The organism is Kitasatospora sp. NPDC051705 (genome assembly GCF_044453265.1).
GTDB lineage: Bacteria > Actinomycetota > Actinomycetes > Streptomycetales > Streptomycetaceae > Kitasatospora.
In genome coordinates this window covers 276,780-302,105 of sequence record NZ_JBITCO010000003.1, presented here as the reverse complement: position 1 = coordinate 302,105, position 25,326 = coordinate 276,780, and the positions used below count along the sequence as shown (strand labels likewise).

Sequence of the window (25,326 nt, the reverse complement as noted above, 5' to 3'; positions counted from 1 at the left end):
CGGATGCGGACCGGGCGGCCTGTGCCGTCACCTCGGGTTCCGGGTGCGCTCAGACGTCACGCACGCACCCGCCCTGTGGGGGTCGTTCAGCTGTGCCGGCCGCGGCGGCGGGCGGCGAGGACGGCGAGACCGCCCAGACCGAGCAGGCCGACACCGGCCAGCCCGAAGACCACCGGCGCGTTGCCCGCACCGGTCGAGGGCAGCTCACCGCCGCCACCCGGGTGGTGGCTGCCCGGGTGACCGGACGGGTGGTGGCTGGTCGGCGCGGGGCCGGAACTGGACCAGCTCGCCGAGGGCGAGGTGCTGCTCGCGGTCGGGGACGGGGAGGTCGGGGTCGCGGTCGGGGACGTGGGCGTCCAGGTCGGCGACGGCCAGGTCGGCCTCGGGGAGGTGGGCCGCGGCGAGGTGGGAGTGGGAGTCGGCCGCGGGGAGGTGGGCCGCGGGGAGGTGGGAGTGGGGGACGTCGGCTTCGGCGAGGTGGGGGTCGGCGAGGTGGGGGTCGGCGAAGGGGAAGGGGACGGCGAGGGCGAAGGCGACGAGGAGGTCGGCGTCGGACTCGGGGTCACCCGGCAGTCCGGCAGGTCCCCGTCGAACGGGTAGCTGTGGATCTCGTAGCCGCCCGTGCCGGTGTGGATCAGGTTGCCCGCCAGGTAGACCCGGCCGTTCGTGCCGGCCTGGCCGATGGTCGTGGTGCCGGCCGGGTTGCCGGCCATGACGGACCCCTGGAACTGGGCGCCGCCGAGGATCCGGGCGTCGGTGGCGGTCGGGAAGTTGTACATCAGCCTGGGGCGCAGCTCGGTGGTCTGGTCCCCCGCCAGGCCGGTGCCCGTGTAGGTGTTGATGACCGGGCTGTCGCCGAGCATGTTGACCACGACGGTGGCGCCGTCCGGGATGCCGCGGAAGACCAGGCCGATCTGCCCGCCGGACGACGAGGCGAGGTTCCGGGTGACGTTGAAGACCTGCTTCATGCTGGTGCCGTCACCGGTGAAGGTCGCCTCGCTGTTGGTGACGGCGACCGTCCCGGTCGCGGCGGCCCGGCCCACGCAGGCGGAGACGTCCTCGATCCGGGTCAGCACCGACCGGTACGGCGCGGCGGCGTCCGCGTCCGCGATCGACCGGCCGGTGGGGTCGATGTTGACCGTGCCGGTGACCGTCCCGGCGTGGCGCAGGTTGCCGAAGGCCTGGCCCTTGGAGTCGCTGCCGCCGATCAGGATCCGGTTGCCGGTCTTGACGTCGACGTTGCCGCCGGCGGTCACGAAGTCGCTGCCGTTGGGCGGTGCGATGCGCGAACCGACTCCGACGACGCCCATGTTGTAGGCGCCGCCGCCCTGGCTCTTGTCGACGGTGAGGTTCCCCAGCGCGACGATCTTGCCCTCGGCCTCGGCCGCACGGCCGGTCACGGTGTAGTCGCCGCCGGCGAAGACGTTGATGGTGGCGTCCCGGCCGGTGAAGTCGCCGTTGTTCGGCGGCGGCCAGGTGGCCGGGCAGTCCGGCCCCGTGCAGGCGCCGAGCGGCGGCGCCAGCGGCGCGGCCGAACCGACCGTCAGCACGGCGGCCAGCGGCAGCGCGGCGACGGCGGTGGCCACGGCGACCCGCGCCGCCCGGCGCCGACCGGTGGTGGACACGCCCCTGGCGGCGGTCGTTCTGTGATCCGGCGTACCGGTGCCCTGAGCCATCGACACATTCCTCCGCGCATAGAAAAGGGCAGGTGTATGACCTGCCACGTTCCGTGTGATGTGCTGCCAATCCCACAAATCCGAGACATCCAACCCGAAACAGGACGAATGACACCCTGGAGACCCTCGGATGCGATCCGGCGATCAGCCGAACGGCGGAGCGGCTCCGCCAGGACGGCCCCGGCCCCGGGACTCCGGCCGGGGCCGTTAGGTTGGGGGCATGACCACCGAGGCCAAGGACCACAGCGCACCGCTCGTCGCCGTCGCGTCCGCCGACGCCGTGCTGCGCCACCCCGAGGCGGGCGAGCACCTGCTGACCCCCGTCGAGCGCGAGCGCGCCGCCCGCTTCCGGCACGAGTCCGGGCGGATCGACTTCACCGCCGGGCACCTGCTCGTCCGGCTCTGCGCCGCCCGGCTCCTCGACGTCCCGGTGGCCGCCGTCACGCTCGCCCAGCAGTGCCCGGACTGCGGCCTGGCCGACCACGGCAAGCCCTTCCTGCCGGACCACCCCGACGTGCACGTGAGCCTCTCCCACACCCGCGGCGTGGTCGCGGCCGGGGCCGGCCGCCACCCGGTCGGCGTCGACGTCGAACTGGCCGGGCGCAGCGGATCGCTGCGCGCCGTCGCCCGCCGGGTCCTCACCCCGGCCGAACTGGCCCGGGTCGAGGCGGCACCGGAGCCGGACCGGGCCTTCCTGCGCCAGTGGGTCCGCAAGGAGTCACTGATCAAGATCGGCCGGGCCACCCTGGACACCCTGGCCGGCGTCGACCTCTCCGCCCTCCCCCTGGACGTCCCGCCCGGCCCCCCGCTGCGCAGCCGGCACCAGGACCTGCACCTGCTCGACTGGACCGACCGGGAGCACGACGCCGCCGTCGCAGCCGTCAGCACCGCCGCACCGGAGGTCGTGGAGCTGACGACCGCGGGCTGAGCGGGCGGGACAACCGAGCGGTCTGGCGGGCCGAGCAGGCGGACGGCGCGCGTCCGGGCCCGCCGGACGGGCGCGGCGGACGGGCCCGGCGGCGACGACCCGCGCGGCGGCCCGGTGCGTAAGCGGTGTTAGCGTGCCTGGTCGCGGCGGATGTCCACCGGTGTCCACCGGGCGCCCGCCCCACCAGCTGCCCACCGCCGGATTAAGGGTGTCCCCGCCATGGCCAAGTTCCTGCTGAGCCTGCACGTCCTCGCGTCGGTCCTGTTCATAGGCCCGGTCGCGGTGGCCGTCAGCATGTTCCCGCGGCGGGCCAGGGCCGCGCTGGCCGGCGGACCGGACCAGGCCTCGGACGCCGGCGTGCTGCGCATCCTGCACCGGATCACCCAGGTCTACGCCCTGCTGGGGATCGCGGTGCCCGTGCTGGGGATCGGCCTGGCCCAGGTGATGGACGTGCTCGGCCAGTCCTGGCTGATCGTCTCGATGGTGCTCACCGCGATCGCCGCGCTCTCGCTGCTGCTCTTCGTGCTGCCCGGACAACAGGCCGCGGTGGACGCACTCGGCCTCGACGACTCGGACGAGCGGCACGCCAAGGCCGTCAGCAGCCTGCGACTGCTGCCGATGACGGCCGGGGTGTTCAACCTGCTGTGGGCCGTGGTCGTGGTGATGATGGTGATCCGCCCCGGGTCCAGCACCGGCGTCTGAACCTCCCCGAGCGCGTCCGGACCTCCCCGAGCGGGCACCCGGCCCTCTCCCGCCCGACCGGCCCGGTCCAGTACCGTCGTCGACCATGACGATCATGGCGGGCATGGGGACCGGGGTGGGGACGGGCGTCGGCGCACTGCTGCGCGGCTGGCGGGAGAGACGGCAGCTCAGCCAACTGCAACTGGCCCTGCTGGCCGACTCCTCGGCCCGGCACATCAGCTTCGTCGAGAACGGCCGCTCCCGGCCCAGCCAGGAGATGGTGCTGCGGCTGGCCGAACACCTGGACGTCCCCGTCCGCGCACGCAACACGCTGCTGCTCGCCGCCGGCTACGCCCCCCTCTACCCCGAGACGCCGCTGGACGACCCCTCGATGGCGGCGCTGCGGGGCGGCCTGGAGCGCCTGCTCGCCGCGCACGACCCCTACCCCGCCCTGGTCGTCGACGGCGCCTTCCGGGTGCTGGCCGCCAACCGCGCGCTCGGCCTGCTCCTCGACGGCGTCGCCCCGCACCTGCTGCAGGACCCGCCCAACGCGATGCGGATCACCCTGCACCCCGAGGGCGTGGCGCCGCGCATCGTCAACTTCCGCCAGTGGCGTCGGCACCTGCTGGAGCGGATGGAGCACCAGATCGACCTGGTCCGCTCCGAGCCGCTGCGCCGACTCTACGAGGAGGTCTCCGGGTACCCCGAGCCGGCGTCCGGCGCGGGCACGGCGGAGGAGGACACCACCGAGGCGTTCCCGTTCGCGCTGCCGCTGCGGATCGCGCACCAGGGGCGGGTGCTGTCCTTCCTGTCCACCATCGCGACCTTCAACACCCCGCTGGACGTGACCGTCTCCGAGCTGGCCATGGAGACCTTCCTCCCGGCGGACGCGGAGACGGTCCGGTTCCTGCAGTCCGCCGTGGGGCCGGAGCGGTAGGAGCGGGCGGTCAGGCGGGCGGACGGAGGGGCGTCCGTACGGTCCGGACCTCAGGTGCGGTCGGCGCGGCGCAGGGCGGTGGACTGCAGGGCCACGAACAGGGCCACCACCGCGGCCTGCGCGGCGATCCAGACGGACCCGGCGGTGGTCGGCTCCAACCAGACCTCCGGCGCGACCAGGCTGAGCACCACCCACACCGCGTTGAGGCCGGTCACCGTCCACACGGCCGCCCGCGGCGGGCGCCTGCGGGCGGCCAGGGCGCCGACCGCCACCGCGTACACGGTGAGGAAGGCCCCGAGCTCGACCAGGGTGGACCGACCGACGCCGAGCAGCTCGCCGACCGGACCGGCGAGGATCAGGTAGGCCAGGCCGTTGCCGCCGGTGACCAGTGCGTCCAGGGCGAGCACCCCGCGCACGGTCCGCAGCGAGAGGACGGAGTCGGCGGGGCGCGTGGGCGGCGTCAGGGTGTGGGCGGACACGGCGGATCAGCCTCCTGAGGGGGTTCGGGTCCTGGTTGCCGGTGGCCGTGCGCCGACCGGACGCCTCCAGCCTGCCCGGCGACCCGCGGGGCGTCGATTACCCGCCAGGTCATGATCGGTACCCGCCGGGTCACGGCCCGGGTCGGGGTCAGGTCGGGTCGGGGCTGGGTCGGGTCGGGGCCGGGGCGGGGCTGGGTCGGGTCGGGGCCGGGGCGTCAGCCGGCGTGTCGGTCGGGGTGTCGGTCGGGGCGTCAGCCGGCGTGTCGGTCGGGGTGTCGGTCGGGGCGTGCGCCGGAACGTGGCTCGGTGCGTACGCCGGGCCGCGGATCGGCCCCGGGGCGGCGGAGCACGACACCCGCCCGTTTCACCGCCCGGGCGGTGATCGTGGTCTCGGCCCGGGCCACCCCGAGCGGGCCCAGGGTCTCGGTGAGGAACCGGTAGAGGCCGCCGTGGTCCGCGCAGAACAGGGTGGCCAGCAGGTTGGCCGGACCACTGGTGGCGAACACCCCGTGCACCTGCGGATGACCGGCGAGCGCGGTGCCGACCTCCGCGAGCCGACCCGGCGGGACGTCCAGCCAGAGGTTGGCGTCCACGGCCATCCCGAGCAGCCTCGGGTCGACGGTGGCGTGGGTGCGCAGCAGCCCCAGCTCGTCGAGCCTGCCCAGCCGGCGGCGGACGGTCGACTCCGCGGCGCCGACCGCTCCGGCCAGCGCCGCGTGCGACTGCCGGGCGTCCTCGCCCAGCCGGGCCAGCAGCGCACGGTCGAGCTCGTCCGTCGGCGGCGGCACCGCGGGACGCGGCACGACCGGCCGGGCGAGCGCGGCGACCTCCGCCTCCGTCAGCTGGCCGGCCCGCCACTGCCCGGCGTCCGCGAAGGCGTGCAGCACGGCGTGCGTGGTGGTCTCGACGACCGCGCTGGTCGCGGGCAACTGCCCGTACAGCAGGCGGTCGCGGGCCCCGGCGTCGGTCAGCATGACGGCGCCGACCTCCTGGCCGCCGAGCATCACGTCGACGAAGGGCACGTCGGGCCGGTCGGCCAGCGCCCGGGCGACCGCGTCCACCGCCCCGCTCAGCACCCGGACCCGGAGCAGCAGCGCGCCCACCGCGGCGTCCTCGACGTCGGGCAGCCGGACCACCCGCAGCACCCCGGTCTGCCGCAGCCGGCCCAGTCGGCGGGTGACCGTCCGGGCGGAGACGCCGAGCACCTCGGCGATGCGGCCGGGCTCGGCCCGTCCGTCGACCTGCAGGGCGCAGACCAGACGGCGGTCCAGCTGGTCCAGCACGGTGTCCGGATCAGCGGCGGAAAGGTCCATGGTGTCCGATCTCCGTCATCCGGGGCCGTTCGAGCGTCCTGTTCCAGCGCCATGACGGTACTCCTTGTCCCGGGAGGCCGGAGCGACCGGCCCCCGGCGGAAGGGACGACGACAGTGGAGGCTGCGGCGATGGGGACCGTGTCGGCGGAGACCGTACCGGCCGAGCTGTGGGCGCTGGCGGAGCAGGTGACGGCGGCCGTACGCCTGGTCGGTGCGGGGCTGGCGGCCCGTCGGCCCGCCGCGCCGACCCCGGCGGCGACCGGGGAGGAGGCGGGCGCCCGGTTCGCCGAGATCGACGGCCCGGCCGCCGCCGAGCTCCGCGAGCGGCTGAGCGCACTGCACCCCCGCGCCGGGTGGGTGCCGGAGGAACTGGACGGCTCGATGCCCGCCGAGGGCGAGTGGTGGCTCTGCGACGCGACGGACGGCGCGGTGCAGTACCTGCTGGGGCAGCCGCACTGGGCCGTCACGGCGACGCTGATCCGGGACGGCGCGGCGGTGCTCGCCGTGGTGCACGCGCCGGAGCTGGGCACCGGCCCCGGCGCCGGGTGGACGTACCAGGCGGTGCTGGGCGGCGGGGCCCGGCTGGACGGGCGGGCGATCGCGCCGCTGCCGCGCGAGCTCGCGGCCACCGTCGCCGGCACCAGCCAGCCGCCGTTCGTCGCGGCCGACCCGGTGGCGCTGCGCCGGGCGGGCGAGTCGCTGTGCGCGATGGCCGGCGCGGTGCCCGCCGTGCGCAACCTCGGCCCCACCGCGCTGCAGGTGGCGCAGGTCGGCTCCGGACACCTGGCGCTGTTCTGGGAGTACGGCCGGGACGCCGGCAACCTGCTGCCCGGAGCACTGATCGCGAGCGAGGCCGGGGCGACGGTGACGGACGCCGCCGGTGCGGCCTGGACGGCCGGGTCCGACAGCTTCCTCGCCGCCGCGCCCGGGCTGCACGCGGACGCGCTGGGGGTGCTGCGGGTGGTGCGTTGAGCCGGCGTCGGTCGGCCGGCCGGGGGCGAGGGGCGGGTCGCTCGGCGTACGGCCGGGCAGCGTACGGCCGGGCGGCGCGCGTCTGGTGACGTGCGGTCTGGTGACGTGCGGCCGGCCGGGGTAGGGCGGCCGGCCGGCGCGTCAGAGGCCGAAGAGCGCGGCGGCGTTGTCGTGGCAGACGGCCCGCAGCCACTCCTCCCCCAGGCCCAACCCGGCCAGCGCCTCCAGCTGGTGGACGTACCGGTACGGGATGTTGGGGAAGTCGCTGCCGAGCAGCACGCGGTCCCGGAGGGCCCGCAGGCGCGGCAGTTCGGTGCGCGGGAACGGGTCGTCGGCCTCGACGAAGTCCGTGAACGCCATGGTGGTGTCCAGCCGGACGGAGGGGTGCCGCTCGGCGAGGTCGAGGAAGTCGCGGTACTCGGACATGCCGAGGTGGGCGACCACCAGGACCAGTCCGGGATGCCGGTCCAGCACCTCCCCGATCGGACCGGGGCCGGTGAACTTGCCGGCCACCGGCCCGGATCCGCAGTGGCAGACCACCGGCGTCCCGCTCTCGGCGAGCATCCCCCAGACCTCGTCCAGCCGGCGGTCCGTCGGGTCGTAGCCGCCGACCTGCAGGTGTGCCTTGAACACCCGGGCGCCGTCCTCGAGCGCCCGCGCCACGTAGCCGGGTGCCTCGGGCTCGGCGAAGAAGGTCGCGGTGTGCAGACAGTCCGGGGTGCGGGCGGCGAAGTCCGCCGCCCAGGCGTTCAGCCAGGCGGCCATGCCGGGCTTGTGCGGGTAGAGCATCGACGTGAACGCGCGGACGCCGAACTCCCGCAGCCGGTCGACGCGTTCGGACTCGGCCACCCGGTAGGTGATCGGCCACGGGCGGTCGACGAGCGGGCCCGCGGCGTCGAAGTACGCCCACACCTTGTCCATGACGTTCTTCGGCATGAAGTGGGTGTGCACGTCGATCAGCCCGGGCAGGCCCAGCGCCTGCCAGAACGCCCGGACGTCCGCGGCCTCGGTGCCGGTCACGCCGGCACCGGGCGGGCCCGGTCGATGATCGCGGTGGTGTCGACGCCGGAGGGCAGCGTGCCGAAGGCTGCGCCGTGGTCGCCGCCGAGCCGGCTGGCGCAGAACGCGTCCGCCACCGCCGCACTGCCGTGGCGCACCAGCAGCGAGCCCTGCAGGGCCAGCGCCATCGACTCGACCAGCCGACGGGTCCGGAACTCCAGGTCGGCGGGGTCCGACAACTGCTTGCGCAGGTCGGCGACGGCGGCGTCCAGCCGGCGGTCCGCCCCGGCCGCGGCGTCGAGCTCGCCCAGGAAGGCCTCCACGGTCTCCGGGCGCCTGGCCATCGCGCGCAGCGCGTCCAGGGCGGCCACGTTCCCGGAGCCCTCCCAGATCGACACCAGCGGCGCCTCCCGGTAGAGCCGCGGCATCCCGGACTCCTCGACGTAGCCGTTGCCGCCCAGGCACTCCAGCGCCTCGGCGGCGTGCGCCGGACCGCGCTTGCAGACCCAGTACTTGGCCACCGCCAGGCCCAGCCGCCGGACCAGCGACTCCGTCCCGTCCCCGGCCAGCGCCCGGTCGGTGGCCTCGGCGAGGCGCATCGCGACGGCCGTCGCCGCCTCGGACTCCACCACCAGGTCGGCGAGCACGTTGCGCATCAGCGGCTGGTCCACCAGCGCCTTGCCGAACGCACGCCGGTGGAGGGCGTGGTGGACGGCCCGGGTGGCGCCGTAGCGCATCCCGGCGGCGGCGCCGGTGGTGCAGTCCAGGCGGGTCATGTTGACCATCTCGATGATGGTCGGCACCCCGCGCCCCTCCTCGCCGACCAGCCAGCCGACGGCACCGTCGTACTCCAACTCGGCCGAGGCGTTGGACTTGTTGCCCAGCTTGTCCTTGAGCCGCATCAGCTGGAGCCGGTTGCGGCTCCCGTCCGGCAGCACCCGCGGCAGCACGAAACAGCTCAGGCCGCCGGGCGCCTGGGCGAGCGTCAGGAAGAGGTCGGACATCGGCGCGGAGGTGAACCACTTGTGGCCGGTCAGCCGGTAGGTGCCGTCCGCCTGCGGGGTCGCGGTGGTGGTGTTGGTGCGGACGTCCGAGCCGCCCTGCTTCTCCGTCATCGACATGCCGGCGATCAGCCCGCGCTTGGTGCGCGGCTCGCGCAGCCCGAAGTCGTACTCGGTCGCGGCCAGCAGCGGCTCCAACTCGGCCGCCAGGGCGGGGTTCGCGCGCAGCGCCGGGACGGCGGCGTAGGTCATCGAGATCGGGCAGGTGTGGCCGGCCTCGACCTGGCTCCAGACGAGGAACTTCGCGGCGCGGGCCGCGTGCGCGCCGGGCCGGTCGTCCCGCCAGGGCGCCGCGTGCAGGCCGTGGGAGACGGCGGTGCGCATCAGCTCGTGCCAGGCCGGGTGGAACTCGACCTCGTCGACCCGGTGGCCGAAGCGGTCGTGGGTGCGCAGCACCGGCGGGTTCTCGTTGGCCAGCCGACCCCACTCGGCCGCCTGCTCGGAGCCGGCCAACCGGCCGAGCTCCCGCAGCTCGGGCTCGGCCCAGCCGGCGCCGGCCCGGTGCAGCGCGGCGAGCAGGGTCGGGTCGGCGGCGGTGTCGTGGCCGTACGGCAGGGGCACCTGGTTGGTGACCTCATGCGTCGCTGTCATCGCGTCCTCCCAGGGCACGCAGGGTGAAGGAGACCAGGGCGGGAACCACCACGGCGGCGGCCCCGGGTGCGGGTGCGGGTGCGGGCTCGGTGGGTGCGCCGGTGGCGGGTGCGGGCTGGGCAGGTGCGGGCTCCGGGAGCGCTCCGGCGACGGTGGCGGGTACGGGCTGGGCGGCGGTGGCGGTGGCGGTGGCGGGCCCGGCGGGTGCGCCGCGCCGGCCGGGTGCGGCCGAGAGCGGGCCGGCGAGCGCCTCGCCGACCGCGCCGACCAGGGCGGCCGCGGTCAGCACCGGGTCCTGTTCGGGGAGTTCGCCGTCGGCCACGGCGGTGGCGATCTCGGTGGCGATCACGTCCCGGAACGCCCGCCGGAACACCAGGCGCTCGCCGTCGACCACCGCGTCGGCCGGCTCGACCAGCAGCGCGTATGCCAACCGGGGCGCGCGCAGCGCCCGGGAGGCGAAGGTCTCGACGACGGCGGCGATCCGGTCCTGCGGGGTCTCCCGGGCGGCGACGGCCGCGTTGACGGCGTCCATCTCGCGGGTCACCACCCGCCGGAACAGCTCCACCGACAGCTCGGCCTTGTTGGCGAAGTGCTGGTAGAGGCTCCCGGTCGCGATCCCGGCGCGGTCCGCCACGGCGGCCATGGTGCAACCGCCGTACCCGCGCTCGGCGAGGAGCAGGACGGCGGCCTGGAGCACCGTCTCACGCTGGGCGTCCAGCCGGGCTTGGACGGCGGGCGTGCGTCGGTAGGCCATGGAAGCATTGAAGCACCGATTCACTGCTTCGGTAAGGGGGCGGACGGCGTCGCGCGACGCCCTCGGGCCCGGCCCGGGGCGCGCGGCCGGCCCGGAACGCGGAAAGGCTCCGGAACGCACGGGCCCCGGGAACACACGGGCCTGGGGACGCGGGGGAGCCCCGGAACGCACGGAGGCCACCCCGGCGGGGGTGGCCTCCTGGTAGCGCGGTCCCGACTACAGCGGGCGGCGCTCCAGCTTCTGGCCCTCCTCGTCGAGCGGGCCGAACGGCGGGATCTGCTGCGCCTTGGCGAGCGAGCGGGCCGAGTCGTGGTCGGCCAGACCGGCCCACTCCAGCACCTTGGCGGTCGCCTCGGCCGACTCCGCGGCCGGCAGCTTGCCGATGTTGGAGCCGTGGTTGCCGCCCGGCACGGTGTAGACGTAGCTGTCCTCGCTGCCCCGGCCGAGCTTGAACGGCTTGGCGCCCCACGGGTCGTTGCCGCCGTAGACGAACATGATCCGCTCGGCGTCGCGCTTCACCCAGCGGTCGATGTCACGCATCGCGTACGGGTTGAAGGTGGTCGGGATCTCCTTCGGCACGTAGGAGCGAGCCGAGTAGAGCTCCTTGTAGTCGTAGTGCAGCTGGTCCTTCAGGTACGAGACGTCGAAGAACGGCGCACCCAGCTCGGTGGCGGCCTGGTAGTAGTAGGCGGTGTACTTCGCCAGCGACTGGTCGCTGTTGCCGGTGATGCCGGACTGCGCGTCGAACCAGGCGTACAGCTCGTCGTCGGTCGCGGTCGCGGCGGCCGGGACCTTCGCACAGTCCGCCTCGGTGCTGTACTGCCAGAACGCCCAGACCACGTCGAGGACACCCGCCTCGTAGGCCCGGTCCGGCGTGCCCAGGGTGTTGAACGTCGAGCCCGCGGTCTTGTTGTCCGCCACGTAGCGCGCCTCCAGGCGGTCGCGGCGCACCAGCAGCTCCCGCTGCGCCGCGTTCAGCGCCGCCCGGCACTCCGCGGTGCCGACCGTGCGGAAGAACTGGGTGTAGGCGGCGTAGTCGTTGACGTCGGTGTTGTTCGGCGCCACGTACGCGACCGTGCCCGCCATGTCGTCCGGGTAGAAACGGCGGTAGTAGGTGGAGGACATGCCGCCCTTGCTGGCGCCGGTGGAGATCCACTCCTGCTGGTAGATCCGCTTGAGCGCGGTCACCAGCCGGTGCGAGTCGGCGGCCTGCTGGCGGATGCCGGCCTTGGTCCAGTCCGCCGGCTCGGGGCGCGAGGGCGTGAAGAAGCGGTACTCGATCGACACCTGGTTGCCGTCCACCAGTCGCGCCGGCTCGGTGCGGGACGGCGTGGTGCCCAGCGTGTAGCCGTTGGTGTAGAAGACGGTCGGGCGGTCGTACCCGCGGTGCAGCAGGCTGAAGCGCTGCTGGAAGGTGCCCAGCCAGGGCCGCGCGTGGTCGATCGGCTGGGTGTAGGTGGCCAGGAAGTACCGGTGGCCGGTGGTGGTGGGCTTCTCCTCGGTGACGGTCACCCCGGGGATCGCCGCGAGGCGGTCCTTGATGTCCGCGTTCGGGTCGTCGGCGGGGCTCCGACCGGCGGCGGCATCGGCCGCCCCGACGCCCTGCGCACCGGCGGCCATCGCCGGGGCGGACAGGCCGCCGAACGCGAGCAGCGGTATCAGCAGGGCGGAAACCAGCAGCCTTCGCACTGTGGTGGTCATCAACTCTCCATCTGGTCAACGGACATGACTGCTGCCTTGTCGGCACAACTCTGCGGTGCGGGTGGTGCGACGGCCGCCTGGTAGACGGCCGAATGGGCCACCCGCCGATCGCGGGTGGCCCATCGGGAACGGATGCTGGTCAGTGGGGTCACCCCGGGCCCGTGACGGGCGGCCCACCGGTCACGGGCGGGGCAGGGTGCAGCCGGGCAGGGTGAGGTCGAAGCGGTTGCCGGCGGCGAAGCAGGCGGGGATCCCGTAGGTCTCCTGGGCGTAGCCGATGCCCTGGTGCACCGTCACCCGGCCGCTCTGGTCGACCTCGCAGGGGTTGTCCAGGGTGCAGGACTCGCCGCTCTCGTTGATCGTGTTGTTGACGGCGACCACCTGGCCGGTGTTCGCGTCGACCACCGGCGAGCCGGAGGTACCACCGATCACGTTGCACCCGGAGGTGTAGCGCACCGAGTCCTTGAAGACCCAGTCGGCCTCGTGCAGCCGGTAGGCGAAGCCGTCGATCGAGCAGGAGTAGATCTTCTTCCAGTACCCGGAGACGACCTTGATCGAGGCGCCCTGGGTGGGGTGGGCGGCCGAGATCGTCAGCGGGGCGATCCCGTAGCGGGACTGGATCGAGGAGTAGCTGGTGTTCAACTGGTAGATCGACACGTCGGTGTCGGTCATCGCCCCGTAGACCACCTTGGTCGCGCGCAGGGTCGCGAGCCGGCCGCCGGTGGAGCTGAGCAGGGTGAAGGTCCGGCTGGAGGACTGGTTGAGGACCACTTGGCCGGGGCCGGGCATCCCGGACTCCAGGCAGTGCCCGTTGGACAGGACGAGGGCCGGGTCACTCGCGGCCGAGCCGGGCATCCGGACCAGCGAGCCGGAGCAGTTGCTGAGCGCCACCGTCCCGGCGAAGGTCACGGCGGCGAGGGGGGCGGCCTTGGTGTCCACCGCGGCGGCGTCCGCCCCGGACGCGGCGGCGGTGTCGGCGGCGACGGAGGCGGGGGCCTCCGGGGTCGCGGCCTGGGCGGGGAGGGCTCCGGCGAGGGCGGTCGTCCCGGCGACCAGGAGCGCGGCGAGCATGCCTATGAGCGGCTTCTTCATGAGAGACCTCTCGGTGTGGGGGTCCACCAAAGCTGTCGCGGACATGACTCACTGTCAAGAGTCAAGACCACCCCAAGAGGTCACTCCGGCCGCAATGGCCAGTTCCCGCCCTCAGCGCGCCAGGGGAGCCGTCAACTCCCCTGCCAGTGCCGCCGACCGACGCTGATCAGGCGCAGCTGCAGGCGCGCGGTGGCGGCGATCCGCTGCGCCCTGGCCGGATCGGCCTCCACGGCCTCCAGCAGGGCCGAAGCCGTCGACACCATGTGATCCACGTACAACTCGGCGAGCATCCCCAGGTCCCGCCCGCTCCACCCGCGCGAGACCGGCTGGAGCGCCAGCGCCTCCCCCACCTCGGCGGCGAACCGCCCGAGTTCCGCATCGATCGCCTCGCGCACCCGCCGGACCCCGCCGTGCCGCTCGCGCGCCAGGAAGCGGACGTGCGCCCGGTGATCCATGACGTGCCGCTCGATGACGTCCACCGCACGGTCGATCAGCTCCTCGGCGCCGCCCGCCTCGGCGAGCACCGACCTGATCATCACGTGCAGGCTCGCCAGCGACTCCTCGACCAGCGCCACCCCGAGCGCGGCGAGGTCCGGGAAGTGCCGGTAGAAGGCGGCCGGGGACAGTCCGGCCTCCCGGGTGACCTCGCGCACGCCGAGGCTGGCGAGGTTCTGATCGGCCAGCAGGTGCAGACCCGCGTCCAGCAACGCGCGCCGACTCTGCTGCTTCTGGGCCTGTCTGGCCCCAACGGTGTGACTCACGCCATTCAGTAAACAAGTGTTTGCCGAAATTGGCCAGTCGGCGTAGAGTGACACCGAAGTCAGTGAACACTTGTCAACCGAAACTCGGATGACACCGCACCGGCCGGAGGGGCCAGCCATGATCCTGTTCTCTGCCCTGGTCGCCATGGGCGTCCTGATCGGCGCCGCCGCACACACCTCGCTCCCCGTCTTCCTCACCGCCTCGGCCGCCATCGCCGCCTGGCTGCTCGCCTTCGGCGCCCGCGAGGGCATCGCCCGCCTCCGGCAGCGCTGACCCGGCCGCTCCGACTCACCAGAGAGGACCCGCCACCGCCATGAGCACCGTCACCGAACACCGCGGCACCGCCACCGAGCACCGCGGCACCGACCACGCCACCGAGCACCGCGGCACCGCCACCGACCGCGCCGGCGCCGAGGCCGACAACCTGGCCGTCGCCTCCTTCCTCCTCGGCCTGCCCGGCCTGCTGATCTTCAACATCGCCCTGGGGCCGCTCGCCATCGTCCTCGCCACGCTGGCCCTGGTCCGCGGCACCCGGCGCCGCGGCCGCGCCCTCCTCGGCCTGGCCCTCGGCATCGCCTCGCTGGCGATCCTGACCGTCACCACCGTCTCCGCCCACGGCGTGCTCATGGACTTCGGCAGCTGAACCGCCGACGCCGGCCGCTCGAACGCGCGATCCCGCCAACCCGCCCCACAGCCCCCATCCGCCACGTACTGTGGCGACATCGGCAGGGTGAGCACAGGGGGCAGGAGTGACGACCGAACACCGCGGCGACGCGTCGACGGAGCCGACCGGAGCGGGCGGGCGGCTGCTCGCCGTGAGCGACCTCCACATCTCCTACCAGGAGAACCGGGACCTGGTGGAGAAGCTCCAGCCCACCTCCCCCGACGACTGGCTGCTCGTCGCCGGGGACGTCGCCGAGCTGACCACCAGCATCGAGTGGGCGCTCGGCCTGCTCGCCGAACGCTTCGCCCGGGTGATCTGGGCCCCCGGCAACCACGAACTGTGGACCCACCCCGAGGACCCGGTGACGCTCCGCGGTGTCGCCCGCTACGAGCACCTCGTCGAACTCTGCCGGAACCTCGGCGTGGTGACTCCCGAGGACCCGTACCCGCTCTGGCAGGGCGCGGGCGGCCCGGTCCGGATCGCCCCGCTCTTCCTGCTGTACGACTACTCCTTCCGGGCGCCGGGGACGACCACCAAGGAGGAGTCCCTCGCGGCCGCCTACGAGAGCGGCATCGTCTGCGCCGACGAGCGGATGCTCCACCCGGACCCGTTCCCCGACCTCGACTCCTGGTGCCGCGAGCGGGTCCGGCTGACCGAGCAGCGGCTCGCCGCCTGTGACCCGGACGTACCGCTCGTGCTGGTCAACCACTATCCGCTGGTCCGCCACCCCACCGAGATCCTCTGGTACCCCGAGTTCGCCCAGTGGTGCGGCACCGAGCTGACGGCCGATTGGCACCGCCGCTTCAACACCGCGGCGATGATCTACGGCCACCTGCACATCCCCCGCAAGACCAGCTACGACGGCGTCCCCTTCGAGGAGGTCTCGCTCGGCTACCCGCGGGAGTGGCGCCGCCGCGGACTGCCGGACCCGCTGCTGCGGGAGGTGTTCCCGCGGTAGGCCCGGGGAGCACCGGGCCCGGGGGGGGGTACGGCGGCACGGGGGGTACGGCGGCACGGGGGCACGCTCCCTCTCCTCGTCCGCTCACGACTCCGCCTCCTTCCGTCGTTGGTTCGGCCCGCCGACCGTTCTCCACCCTGGCCCCTGCCGTCACTCCGTGGCGATCGCCCGAAGGACGTCCAGCCGTGCCGCCCGCCCCGCCGGGCGGAGGCCGGCCACCGCGCCGGCGAGCAGCCCGGCCGCCAGCACCACCGCGAGCTGCCCCGGCGGTATCGCGAAGGAGCTCGTCCCCGCGCGGTCCGCGGCCCGGACCAGCGCCCAGCCGAGGAAGGCCCCCAGCCCGAGCCCGCCGACCGTCCCGAAGGCGGCCACCAGCACCGACTCCCAGCGCACCATGCCGCGCAGTTGCGCCCTGGTCTGGCCGACGGCCCGCAGCAACCCGAGCTCCCTGGTCCGCTCGTGCACCGCCAGCGTCAGCGTGTTGGCGATGCCCAGCAGCGCGATCAGCACCGCCAGCGCCAGCAGCGCGTAGACCACCGACAGCATCATGTCGACGCCGGAGGCCGCGCTCTTCGCGTAGCCGTCGCGGTCCTGCACCTGCGGACTGCCGAACGGGACCAGTGCCTTCTCCACCGCCGCCTTGCCGGCGGTGGTGGAGACGCCGTCGCGCAGGCCGACCGCGACCATGGCGTCCGCGTCCTGCCCCCGGTGCGGGGCCCAGGCCTGGCGGGTCACCAGGTAGTCACCGGCCAGCCCGCCGCCCTCGTAGAGTGCGCGGATCGTGAACGGACCGCTGCTGCCGTCGGTGAAGCCCACGGTGACGGACTGTCCGAGCTGCCAGCCGTGCTGCCGCGCCTCGCTGCGGGAGACCGCCAGGCCGTCCGTGCCGAGCCCGTCCAGCGAGCCGTCGACCCGGCCGAGGTCGACGATCCCCGGCAGCCTGGCCGGATCGGTGACGTCCAGCGCCCGCCCGTGCCCGTCGATCCGGGCGACGCCCCGGCCGAGCCCGACCGCCTGCCGGACTTCGGGCAGCCCGGCCAGCGCGTCCGCCACCTTCGGGCTGATCCCGCTGCCGCCGGCCCCGAACGAGGGGCTGGTGACGGCCAGGTCTCCCGCGAAAAACTTGCTCACCGTGGAGTCCAGGGTGGCCTTGATCGATGCGCCGAAGACGGTGAACAGCGTCACCACCGCGACCCCGATCATCAGCGCGCTCGCCGTCGCCGCCGTCCGGCGCGGGTTGCGCGCCGCGTTGCGCCGGGCCAGCAGGCCGGAGACCCCGCGCAGCCGGGGCAGTGGCGCGCCCAGCGTCCGGACCGCGAACGCCGCCGCGACCGGGCCGAGCACCACCACGCCCGCGAGCACCGCCAGCGCCCCGCCCGCCGTCAGGGCCACCGACGGGCCGTCGGTGGCGCCGAGGACGGCGACCGGCACTCCGCCGGCCAGCAGCAGACCGCCGGCCAGCACCCGGACGGTGCCGGAACGCCCCTGTCCGGCCCGGTCGACGCCCGTCTCCCGCAGCGCCGCCAGCGGTGCCGTCCGCCCGGCCCGGACCGCGGGCAGCAGCGCCGAGCCCACCGCGACCAGCGTCCCGACCAGCAACGGGAGCACGATCGCCGCCGCACCGATCACCATGCCGCCGGTCGGCAGGGCGAAGCCGAGGGTGGAGAACAGTGCCTTGAGGCCGGTGGCCACGCCGATCCCGCCCAGCAGGCCGCCGAGCGAGGCCAGCAGGCCGACCGCCGAGGCCTCCGCGAGCGTCGCGCCGAGCACCTGACCGCGCACCGCGCCGAGCGCCCGCAGCAGCGCGTTCTCCCTGGTGCGCTGGGCGACCACGATGGCGAAGGTGTTGTGGATGGTGAACGTGGCGACCAGCAGCGCGATCCCGGCGAAGACCAGCAGCAGGGTGGTGAACATGCTCAGGAACCGCCCAGACAGCAGCTGGGTGCTCTCCTGGGTGGCCGCCGTTCCCGTGATGGCCTGGACGCCCGCCGGGAGCCGCGGGGTGATCCGGTCGACCAGCTCCCGCTGGCCGACCCCGGCCGCCGCGCGGACCTGGATCGAACTGGCCTGCCCGGCGCCCTTCGGAGTGAGGTGGTGCTCGGCGTCCGCGAAGGTCATGGCGGTGAAGGTGCTCGGGCCCATGCCGTCCGCGCTCGCCCCGAAGGTGGCGATGCCGACGACGGTGACCGGGACCGGGTCGGGGGTGCGCAGCACGGTGGTCGAGCCGATGTGCAGCCCGCCCGACCGCGCCGCTCCCCGGTTGACCACGACCTCCCCCGGCGCCGCCGGTGCCCGGCCCTCGGCGAGCCGGTACGGGTTGAGCCGGCCGTCGGTGAGCCAGTTGCCCGCCAGGGTCGGGGGCCCCTGACCGCCGATCGGCTTGCCGTCGGAGCCGACCAGTTGGCCCGCGCCCTGGACGGACGGCTCTGCGGCGGCCACCCCGGGGACGGTGCGCAGCCCGTCGGCGAGCGCGGCGTCCACCGGGGCCCGCACCCCGCCGGCGGTGCCCGGGGAGTCCAGCACGTCGGCGCTGCGGACCACCACGTCGGTGCCCGCGTTGGCGTCGGCGAAGAGGGTGTCGAAGTTGGCCCGGAGGGTGTCCCCCAGCACCATGGTGCCGGTCAGGAAGCTGACCCCGAGCAGGATGGACAGGAAGGTGCCGGCCAGCCGCCGCTTGTGGGCGCGCAGTGAGCGCAGGCTGAGCCGGAAGGTGACCGCGGACGTCATGACCGCCCCCGTTCGAAGGCCTTCATCCGGTCCAGCACCGCCGCGGCGCTGGGGCGCTCCATCCGGTCCACCAGCCGCCCGTCGGCGAGGAAGAGCGCCTCGTCGGCGTGGCCGGCAGCCGTCGGGTCGTGGGTGACCATGACCACCGACTGCCCCATCTCGTCCACCGCGCGGCGCAGCAGGCCGAGCACCTCGCCGCCCGAGCGGGAGTCGAGGTTGCCGGTGGGCTCGTCGGCGAAGACCACCTGCGGCCGCCCGGCCAGTGCCCGGGCCACCGCGACCCGCTGCTGCTGGCCGCCGGAGAGCTCGCCGGGCCGGTGGTGCAGCCGGTCTCCGAGGCCGACGACGTCGATCAGCGCCGTCAGCCAGTCCTCGTCGGGGGCCGCCCCGGCGAGGTCGAGCGGCAGGGTGACGTTCTCCAGGACGGTGAGCGTGGGCACCAGGTTGAAGGTCTGGAAGACGAAGCCGACCCGCTCGCGGCGCAGCAGGGTGAGCCGCCGGTCGTTCAGGGGGCCGAGCTCGGTCTCGCCGATCCAGGCGCGGCCCGAGCTGAGGGTGTCCAGCCCGGCCGCACAGTGCATCAGGGTGGACTTGCCCGAGCCGGAGGGCCCCATGATCGCGGTGAAGCGCCCGGCCGGGAACTCCACCGTCACGTGGTCCAGCGCACGGACCTCGGTGCCGCCGACGCCGTAGACCTTGACGGCGTCGGCGACCCGGGCGGCGGTGCCCCGGACGAGGTCGAGGGTCGTCACTTCCCGGCACCCCCTCGGGACTGGTCGCGCGGCGACTCGGTGAGCACGGCCCGCTTGGCCCGGTACTCCTCGGCGTCGATGTCGCCCTCGGCGTAGCGGCGGCCCAGGACGGCCATCGGGTGGTCCGCCCCGGCCCCGGGCCCGCAGCCGCGCCGCCAGAACGTCCGGCGCAGCACCGTGATCACCAGGACCACCACGGCGATCCAGACCAGGGGGACCAGCAGGATCCAGGGTCCGGGACCGTGACCGTCCCAGTCGGCCAGCAGCGTGTACATGGCGGTTCATCTCCTCGGCGGTTGCCTCCAGGACCCCGGGCGGTTCCCGAGGTGACTAGAGCGTGCCGCGGAGCCCTCTCATCACGCGTCCTACCAGCAGCGACAGTTGCGGTACTCCCGGGAGAGTACGGACGGCTCCCGACACGCCGGGCCGGGAGTACCGGACCCTTGCGCACCGCCACTCGGCCCGGTCGCCACTCGTCCCTGCCACCGCTCGGACCCACCGGCCCTCGGACTCACCGGCCCTCGGACCCACCGCCGATCGGCCCGGCTGCCCGCGTCCCTACCGCCGCTCAGCCCAGCCAGCCCGGCCGCACCAGCCCCGACTCGTAGGCCAGCACCACCAGTTGCGCCCGGTCCCGGGCGCCGAGCTTCAGCATCGTCCGGCTCACGTGCGTCTTGGCCGTCAACGGGCTCACCACCAGCCGCCGGGCGATCTCGTCGTTGGACAGCCCCATCCCGACCAGCGCCAGCACCTCCCGCTCCCGCTCGGTCAGCGCGGAGACGTCCGTGAGCCCCGCCGGCGCCGCCCCGGGCCCCTTCGAGCGGGCCGCGAACTCGCCGATCAGCCGCCGCGTCACCCCCGGCGACAGCAGCGCGTCCCCCGCCACCGCGACGCGGATCGCCCGCAGCAGCTCGGCCGGGTCGGTGTCCTTGACGAGGAAGCCCGCCGCCCCCGAACGCAGCGCCTCGAAGACGTACTCGTCCAGCTCGAAGGTGGTCAGCACGACCACCCGTACGGAGGACAGCGCCTCGTCCCCGGCGATCCGCCGGGTCGCCTCCAGGCCGTCCATCCGCGGCATCCGGACGTCCATCAGCACGACGTCCGGCAGGAGTTCGCGGGCCAGCCGGACCGCCGCCTCGCCGTCGTCCGCCTCGCCGACCACCGTGAGGTCGTCCTCCAGGTCGAGCAGGGCGCGGAACCCGGCCCGGACCAGCAGTTGGTCATCCGCCAGCAGTACCCGAATCACTCACTCTCCGCCTTCGGTGTCGGCAGCTCCGCCCTGACCCGGAAGCCGCCGCCGGGCAGCGGCCCCGCCGTGATGGTGCCACCGAACGCGCCGGCCCGTTCGCGCATCCCCGCCAGTCCGCTGCCCGAACCGCCCGCGTCGCCCAGCACGGCCGGGCCCGGGTCCTCGACCAGGACCACCAGCACCGCCGGATCCCGCCAGTCCAGGACCACGACGGCCTGCCGGGCCACCGAGTGCCGGATCACGTTGGTCAGCGCCTCCTGGACGATCCGGAAGGCGGTGAGGTCGACGGCGGCGGACAGCGCCCGCCGGTCACCGTCCTCGTGCACCTCGACGGCCAGGCCCACCCGGTCGGCCTGGTCGGTGAGTTCGTCCAGCCGGTCCAGCCCGGGCGCCGGTCCGCGCGGCGCCGCACCGGGCCCGCGCAGCGTCGCGAGGACCTGGCGGACCTCCCCCAGCGCCTCCTTGCTGGTCGACTTGATGGTGACCAGCGCGGTGCGGGCCTGCTCCGGCCGGCGGTCCAGCAGCGCGAGCGCGACCCCCGCCTGGACGTTGATCAGCGACAGGCTGTGCGCCAGGATGTCGTGCAGCTCCCGGGCCATCCTCAGCCGCTCCTCGTTCGCCCGGCGCTGCTCCAACTGCTGCCGGTAGGCCTGGTGCGCGGCGATCCGCTCCCGCCGGAACCGGACCAGCTCGGCGCCCACCGCGACCAGCAACAGCCAGGCCAGCAGGCCGAGTTCCTCCTGCCAGGCGACACCGGACGACGCCGTGCGCTGCCAGTCCTCCGGGAGCACGAAGGTGACCAGCACGTGCACCAGGTACACACCGGCCAGACCCGCCCAGGCCGCCCGGCGGTGCCCGGCGCCGATCGCCGCGCAGCAGGCGATCAGCCAGCTCAGGAACACCGGCCCGTACGGGTACCCGGCGCCCAGGTAGACCGCCGTGACCACCGAGGTGCCGAGCACCGCCGCGACCGGCCGGCGGCAGCGCAGCACCAGCAGCGCCGGGCCGACCAGCAGCAGGAAGTAGCCCAGCCCGTCCAGCGGGACCCGGCCGGGCTGGTTCCGGGCGGCGAACGTCGACCCGACCACCTGGATCAGCGCGGCCGCGGCCGCCAGCCCGAGCGGCCAGCCCGCCTTGGCCGCCCGCACCCACGGCGGGCGCCACGGCTCGGGCGGCCCGGGCGGCTCCGGTACCCCCGGCCCGACCGGGGGGTCCTCCGACGGCGGGGGCGTGCGCGGCATCATGCCCGGAAGGCTAGACCCGCGCCGCCTCCCCACGCGTCCTCCACCAGTGGCGTTCGGGCGTACTCCCACGGGAGTACGCCCGAACCCGCCCGCGGACCGCCGGCCTGCCGGTCTGCCCGCCTGCCTGCCCTGTCTGCCTCTCTGCCCGCCGGCCCGACCGCGCGCGGCCCGACCCGCTCGCCGGGCCCCCGGTCACCCTGCCGCTGGCGCTCCCTGCTCCGCCACCGCGACGTCCGCGGACGCCTCCGGCCGCGCCAGGGTGACCACCAGCTCGCCGTCGCCCACGTCCACGATCAACGTGTCCCCCTCCCGCACCGTGCCGTCCAGCAGCAGGTTCGACACCCGGTTGTCCAGCTCCGACTGGATCGTCCGGCGCAGCGGCCGGGCCCCGAACTCGGGCTGGTAACCACGGTTGACCAGCCACTCCTTGGCCGCCTCGGTGACCTCCAGCCGCACGTCCTGCGCCCTGAGCCGGCGCCGGCTGCGCTCCAGCAGCAGGTCGACCACCGACAGCAGGTCCTTCCGGGTGAGCGCGTGGAAGACGATCACCTCGTCGATCCGGTTCAGGAACTCCGGCCTGAACTGCTGGCGCAGGTCGCGCATCAGGTCGTCCCGCAGCGCCTGGTCGGGTGCCCCGCTCCGGGCGTCCACCGCGCCGGCGCGCTCGAGGATCCGCTGCGACCCGATGTTGCTGGTCATGATCACCACGGTGTTCCGGAAGTCGACCGTACGCCCCTGGGAGTCGGTCAGCCGCCCGTCGTCCAGCACCTGGAGCAGCAGGTTGAAGACGTCCGGGTGCGCCTTCTCCACCTCGTCGAAGAGCAGCACGCTGTACGGCTTGCGGCGCACGGCCTCGGTCAGCTGCCCCGCCTCGTCGTAGCCGACGTACCCGGGCGGGGAACCCACCAGCCGGGAGACGGTGTGCTTCTCCTGGAACTCGCTCATGTCGAAGCGGATCATCCGGTCCGGGTCCCCGAAGAGCAGCGCCGCCAGGGCCTTCGCCAGCTCGGTCTTGCCGACGCCGGTCGGCCCGAGGAAGAGGAACGAGCCGGTCGGCCGCTCCGGGTCGCCCATCCCGGCCCGGCCCCGGCGCACCGCCTGGGCCACCGCCGTGACCGCCTCGTGCTGGCCGACCACCCGCTCGTGCAGGTGCTCCTCCAGTCTGAGCAGCCGCTCCCGCTCCGTCGCGTTCAGCTCCGCCACCGGGATCCCGGTCCGGGACGACAGCACCTGGGCGATGTCGTCCGCGGTGACCTCCACGACCTCCTCGCGGGACTCCCCGAGCGCCGCCAGCTCGTCCTCGGTCTGCCGCAGCTCCGTCTTCAGGTTGGCGGCCCGCACGAACTCCTCGTCCGCGACGGCCTCCTCCAGTTCCCGCTTCAGCTTGGTGATCCGGTCCTGCACCCCGGTCGCCGCGGTCGACCCGCTCAGGCTGCGCAGCCGCACCCGCGCACCCGCCTGGTCCAGCAGGTCGATCGCCTTGTCCGGCAGGAAGCGGTCACTGACGTACCGGTCGGAGAGCGACGCCGCCGCGTCCAGCGCCGCGTCGGTGAACCGGACCTGATGGTGCGCCTCGTAGGCGTCCCGCAGCCCCTGCAGGATCTCGACGGTCTCCTCCACGCTCGGCTCGGGCACCAGCACCGGCTGGAACCGCCGCTCCAACGCCGCGTCCTTCTCCACGTACCGGCGGTACTCGTCCAGCGTCGTCGCCCCGACCACGCTCAACTCACCGCGCGCCAGGGCCGGTTTGAGGATGTTGCCGGCGTCCATCGAGCCCTCGCCGCCGCCCCCGGCACCGACCACCGTGTGCAGCTCGTCCAGGAAGAGGATCACGCTCTTCTCCGCCGCCGTGACCTCGTCGATCACGCTCTTCAGCCGCTCCTCGAACTCCCCCCGGTACTTGGACCCGGCCACCAGGGCGGTCAGGTCCAGGGTGACCACCCGCTTCTCGCGTAGGCTCTGCGGCACGTCCCCGGAGACGATCCGCTGCGCCAGCCCCTCCACGATCGCGGTCTTGCCCACCCCCGGCTCCCCGATCAGCACCGGGTTGTTCTTGGTCCGCCGGGAGAGGATCTCGACGGTCTGCTCGATCTCCTCGGCCCGCCCCACCACCGGGTCCAGCCGCCCCGCGCGCGCCGCCTCGGTGAGGTCCCGGCCGTACTCGTCCAGCGTCGGGGTCTCGCTCGGGTGCGCGCCCGTGCTGCTGCGCTCACCACCCACCCCGCGCCCGTCCAGCACCGTCTTCAGCGCCTCCTGCGAGGGCGCCGCGTTGCGCAGCGCCGTCCCCGCACCGGAGCGCTCCTGGTCCAGCAGCGCGCCCAGGATGTGCTCCGGACCGATGTACGAGGCCCCGGCCGCCTGCGACCGGGCGTGCGCGGCCAGCAACGCCCGCTTCGCCGCTGGGGTCAGCGCCGGCCGCCCCTCCGCCCCGGACACGTCCCCGGGCAACCCCCACGACCCGTTACCGGACGTGTTCCCGGACGGCAGCGACTGCTCGAGGTCACCGCGCAACCGGTCCGGATCGATCCCCGCCCGCGCCAGCATCCGGCGAGACGGCTCCGCCCGGGTGGCCGCCCAGGCCAGGTGCGCCGTGTCGAGGTCGCTGCTCCCGTCCTCCGCCGCCCGCTGCGCCGCCAGCGCCAGCAGCTCCTGCGAGGACTCGCTCAGCAGCCGCCCGATCGGCACCCGCTGCACGGCGGGCGGGGAGGCCACCGGACTCATCCCGAAGAACCGGCTGAGCAGATCGGAGAACGGATCGCTCGATCCGAACGGGGGCATGGTCACGGCACTTCACCTCTCCCAAGCGGTCTGCAGCCACACAAACACAGCCCGCACCACCCCGCCTCCCGAACGAACCCGCCCGGTCCCACCCCCGCACCCCGTCACCAACCCCGCCAGGCACCCCCACCCGGCCGCCGGCCACGGACTGGTCAACACCAGCGGTTCGATGCCGAGTTCGGTCCACGCGCCGTCGGCCCCACCATCTCCCCCGGCCTGCGCACCCACCGTGATCATCTGGGAGGAAATCAGGAGATCCGGACGCGCCAGGAACCCGGAGACCAGCGCAAACGGCGGTGGCCTGGATCGGGATCACGTTCCCGATCCAGGCCACCGCCTGCGCTTCTTCGTTCTGCTGGTGGGCGCGGACGGTTTCGAACCGCCGACATCTGCTTTGTAAGGCTTGGCGTGCGGCATCCGCCCTGAGCTGCATCCCGCCTGGTCTGCCGGCTCCGCGGCCACCGCACCGTCAGCGCCCGCGACTGGCCGCCACGTACCGCCAGATCTGGCACGCAACTGGCACGTCGAGCATGCGGGTCCGACGGAGCCGGCCGCCACACATCCTTGGCTCAGTATGCGGAAGCGGGGTGCCAGTGTCTGACCCACAGCCTATGGTCGAAGCATGGCAGGCATATCGAACGAAAGTGCGATCACCCGTGGCACCCAGGACTGTCGCGAAGCGCTGCGCTATGCCTGCCACTTCCCCACCAAGATCCATCGCCACTTTCGCCCCAAGCGGGCAGTGCCACACGGCGCCCGAGTGGACCGTAACTCCCATCAACGATCGCTTCACCCGGTATGCTCGCGCGCACGTGGCGTCGGAGGTAGCACGGGAGGGCTGATGCCGATGGGGTCCGACAGGCACTCAAAGAACAGTGTGGGCTTCTTCGACGTGGCCTATCATGGCGCCGCAATCGAGGATTCATCCGGAGGGGTCGGCCACGTTCGCCTGAACGCATTTGCCCGACAAAATACTGCAGACCGACCGTTTGCAGTAGTCAACGATTA

22 protein-coding genes are annotated in these 25,326 nt (G+C 74.0%); 7 read left to right on the top strand and 15 right to left on the bottom strand.

The features are described 5' to 3' along the window. Positions 1-86: 86 nt before the first annotated feature. On the bottom strand, positions 87-1,676 hold the full coding sequence (locus ACIA8Q_RS06275) for a choice-of-anchor A family protein (RefSeq protein WP_396316824.1): 1,590 nt from the start codon (positions 1,674-1,676) through the stop codon (positions 87-89). Between the two features lie 220 nt (positions 1,677-1,896). On the opposite strand from ACIA8Q_RS06275, the gene ACIA8Q_RS06270 reads away from it, so the two are divergent. From ACIA8Q_RS06270 to ACIA8Q_RS06260, 3 genes are all read left to right on the top strand, one after another. Further along, complete coding sequence (locus ACIA8Q_RS06270; protein WP_360220528.1) at positions 1,897-2,604, top strand: 4'-phosphopantetheinyl transferase superfamily protein; 708 nt, start codon at positions 1,897-1,899, stop codon at positions 2,602-2,604. A gap of 219 nt (positions 2,605-2,823) precedes the next feature. Then, positions 2,824-3,306, top strand: a complete 483-nt coding sequence (locus ACIA8Q_RS06265) for a DUF2269 family protein (RefSeq protein ID WP_396316823.1) — start codon at positions 2,824-2,826, stop codon at positions 3,304-3,306. Positions 3,307-3,391: 85 nt separating this feature from the next. Next, on the top strand, positions 3,392-4,222 hold the full coding sequence (locus ACIA8Q_RS06260) for a helix-turn-helix domain-containing protein (RefSeq protein ID WP_396316822.1): 831 nt from the start codon (positions 3,392-3,394) through the stop codon (positions 4,220-4,222). A gap of 50 nt (positions 4,223-4,272) precedes the next feature. Here the strand turns inward: ACIA8Q_RS06260 and ACIA8Q_RS06255 are convergent, their stop codons facing one another. Both ACIA8Q_RS06255 and ACIA8Q_RS06250 read right to left on the bottom strand, forming a co-directional pair. Next, the gene (locus ACIA8Q_RS06255) at positions 4,273-4,701 is read right to left on the bottom strand and encodes a hypothetical protein (RefSeq protein ID WP_387898102.1); all 429 of its coding nucleotides are present in this window, start codon (positions 4,699-4,701) and stop codon (positions 4,273-4,275) included. A gap of 251 nt (positions 4,702-4,952) precedes the next feature. Then, entirely contained in the window at positions 4,953-6,014 is a 1,062-nt protein-coding gene (locus ACIA8Q_RS06250) for an Lrp/AsnC family transcriptional regulator (RefSeq protein ID WP_360220516.1), read from the bottom strand. A 129-nt stretch (positions 6,015-6,143) separates the two neighbouring features. Between ACIA8Q_RS06250 and ACIA8Q_RS06245 the strand changes: the two genes are divergently transcribed. Then, entirely contained in the window at positions 6,144-6,986 is an 843-nt protein-coding gene (locus ACIA8Q_RS06245; protein WP_396316821.1) for an inositol monophosphatase family protein, read from the top strand. Positions 6,987-7,127: 141 nt separating this feature from the next. Here the strand turns inward: ACIA8Q_RS06245 and ACIA8Q_RS06240 are convergent, their stop codons facing one another. The 6 genes from ACIA8Q_RS06240 to ACIA8Q_RS06215 form a co-directional block, all read right to left on the bottom strand. After that, positions 7,128-8,006, bottom strand: a complete 879-nt coding sequence (locus tag ACIA8Q_RS06240; RefSeq protein ID WP_387898094.1) for an amidohydrolase family protein — start codon at positions 8,004-8,006, stop codon at positions 7,128-7,130. Beyond that, a complete protein-coding gene (locus tag ACIA8Q_RS06235) occupies positions 8,003-9,637 on the bottom strand; it encodes an acyl-CoA dehydrogenase family protein (protein ID WP_360220507.1) in 1,635 nt (544 codons plus the stop codon). Before ACIA8Q_RS06235 ends, ACIA8Q_RS06240 begins: the two co-directional genes overlap by 4 nt. After that, entirely contained in the window at positions 9,621-10,391 is a 771-nt protein-coding gene (locus ACIA8Q_RS06230) for a TetR/AcrR family transcriptional regulator (RefSeq protein WP_360220504.1), read from the bottom strand. Before ACIA8Q_RS06230 ends, ACIA8Q_RS06235 begins: the two co-directional genes overlap by 17 nt. A gap of 216 nt (positions 10,392-10,607) precedes the next feature. After that, positions 10,608-12,092, bottom strand: coding sequence for a S28 family serine protease (locus ACIA8Q_RS06225; protein WP_360220501.1), 1,485 nt, complete (start codon positions 12,090-12,092; stop codon positions 10,608-10,610). Between the two features lie 180 nt (positions 12,093-12,272). Beyond that, entirely contained in the window at positions 12,273-13,184 is a 912-nt protein-coding gene (locus ACIA8Q_RS06220) for a serine protease (protein ID WP_360220498.1), read from the bottom strand. Positions 13,185-13,315: 131 nt separating this feature from the next. Continuing rightward, positions 13,316-13,945 carry a TetR family transcriptional regulator gene (locus tag ACIA8Q_RS06215; RefSeq protein WP_396316820.1) on the bottom strand — a complete coding sequence of 210 codons (630 nt, stop codon included), beginning with the start codon at positions 13,943-13,945 and terminating at the stop codon, positions 13,316-13,318. Positions 13,946-14,063: 118 nt separating this feature from the next. On the opposite strand from ACIA8Q_RS06215, the gene ACIA8Q_RS06210 reads away from it, so the two are divergent. The 3 genes from ACIA8Q_RS06210 to ACIA8Q_RS06200 all read left to right on the top strand — a co-directional run bounded on the left by ACIA8Q_RS06210 (position 14,064) and on the right by ACIA8Q_RS06200 (position 15,568). Then, positions 14,064-14,219 carry a hypothetical protein gene (locus ACIA8Q_RS06210; RefSeq protein WP_360220492.1) on the top strand — a complete coding sequence of 52 codons (156 nt, stop codon included), beginning with the start codon at positions 14,064-14,066 and terminating at the stop codon, positions 14,217-14,219. A 40-nt stretch (positions 14,220-14,259) separates the two neighbouring features. Then, a complete protein-coding gene (locus tag ACIA8Q_RS06205; RefSeq protein ID WP_387898079.1) occupies positions 14,260-14,589 on the top strand; it encodes a DUF4190 domain-containing protein in 330 nt (109 codons plus the stop codon). Positions 14,590-14,695: 106 nt separating this feature from the next. Further along, positions 14,696-15,568: a metallophosphoesterase gene (locus ACIA8Q_RS06200; RefSeq protein WP_360220486.1), complete on the top strand. Its 873-nt coding sequence runs from the start codon at positions 14,696-14,698 to the stop codon at positions 15,566-15,568. A gap of 150 nt (positions 15,569-15,718) precedes the next feature. Here the strand turns inward: ACIA8Q_RS06200 and ACIA8Q_RS06195 are convergent, their stop codons facing one another. The 6 genes from ACIA8Q_RS06195 to ACIA8Q_RS06170 form a co-directional block, all read right to left on the bottom strand. After that, a complete protein-coding gene (locus tag ACIA8Q_RS06195) occupies positions 15,719-18,295 on the bottom strand; it encodes an FtsX-like permease family protein (protein WP_396316819.1) in 2,577 nt (858 codons plus the stop codon). Continuing rightward, complete coding sequence (locus tag ACIA8Q_RS06190) at positions 18,292-19,047, bottom strand: ABC transporter ATP-binding protein (RefSeq protein ID WP_396316818.1); 756 nt, start codon at positions 19,045-19,047, stop codon at positions 18,292-18,294. The genes ACIA8Q_RS06195 and ACIA8Q_RS06190 overlap by 4 nt, the downstream gene beginning before the upstream one ends. Continuing rightward, on the bottom strand, positions 19,044-19,322 hold the full coding sequence (locus ACIA8Q_RS06185; RefSeq protein WP_360220477.1) for an SHOCT domain-containing protein: 279 nt from the start codon (positions 19,320-19,322) through the stop codon (positions 19,044-19,046). The genes ACIA8Q_RS06190 and ACIA8Q_RS06185 overlap by 4 nt, the downstream gene beginning before the upstream one ends. A 293-nt stretch (positions 19,323-19,615) precedes the next feature. After that, the gene (locus ACIA8Q_RS06180) at positions 19,616-20,293 is read right to left on the bottom strand and encodes a response regulator transcription factor (protein WP_360220474.1); all 678 of its coding nucleotides are present in this window, start codon (positions 20,291-20,293) and stop codon (positions 19,616-19,618) included. Beyond that, the gene (locus ACIA8Q_RS06175; RefSeq protein ID WP_396316817.1) at positions 20,290-21,540 is read right to left on the bottom strand and encodes a sensor histidine kinase; all 1,251 of its coding nucleotides are present in this window, start codon (positions 21,538-21,540) and stop codon (positions 20,290-20,292) included. The genes ACIA8Q_RS06180 and ACIA8Q_RS06175 overlap by 4 nt, the downstream gene beginning before the upstream one ends. A gap of 192 nt (positions 21,541-21,732) precedes the next feature. Next, positions 21,733-24,318, bottom strand: coding sequence for an ATP-dependent Clp protease ATP-binding subunit (locus ACIA8Q_RS06170; protein WP_396316847.1), 2,586 nt, complete (start codon positions 24,316-24,318; stop codon positions 21,733-21,735). Between the last annotated feature and the right edge of the window lie 1,008 nt (positions 24,319-25,326).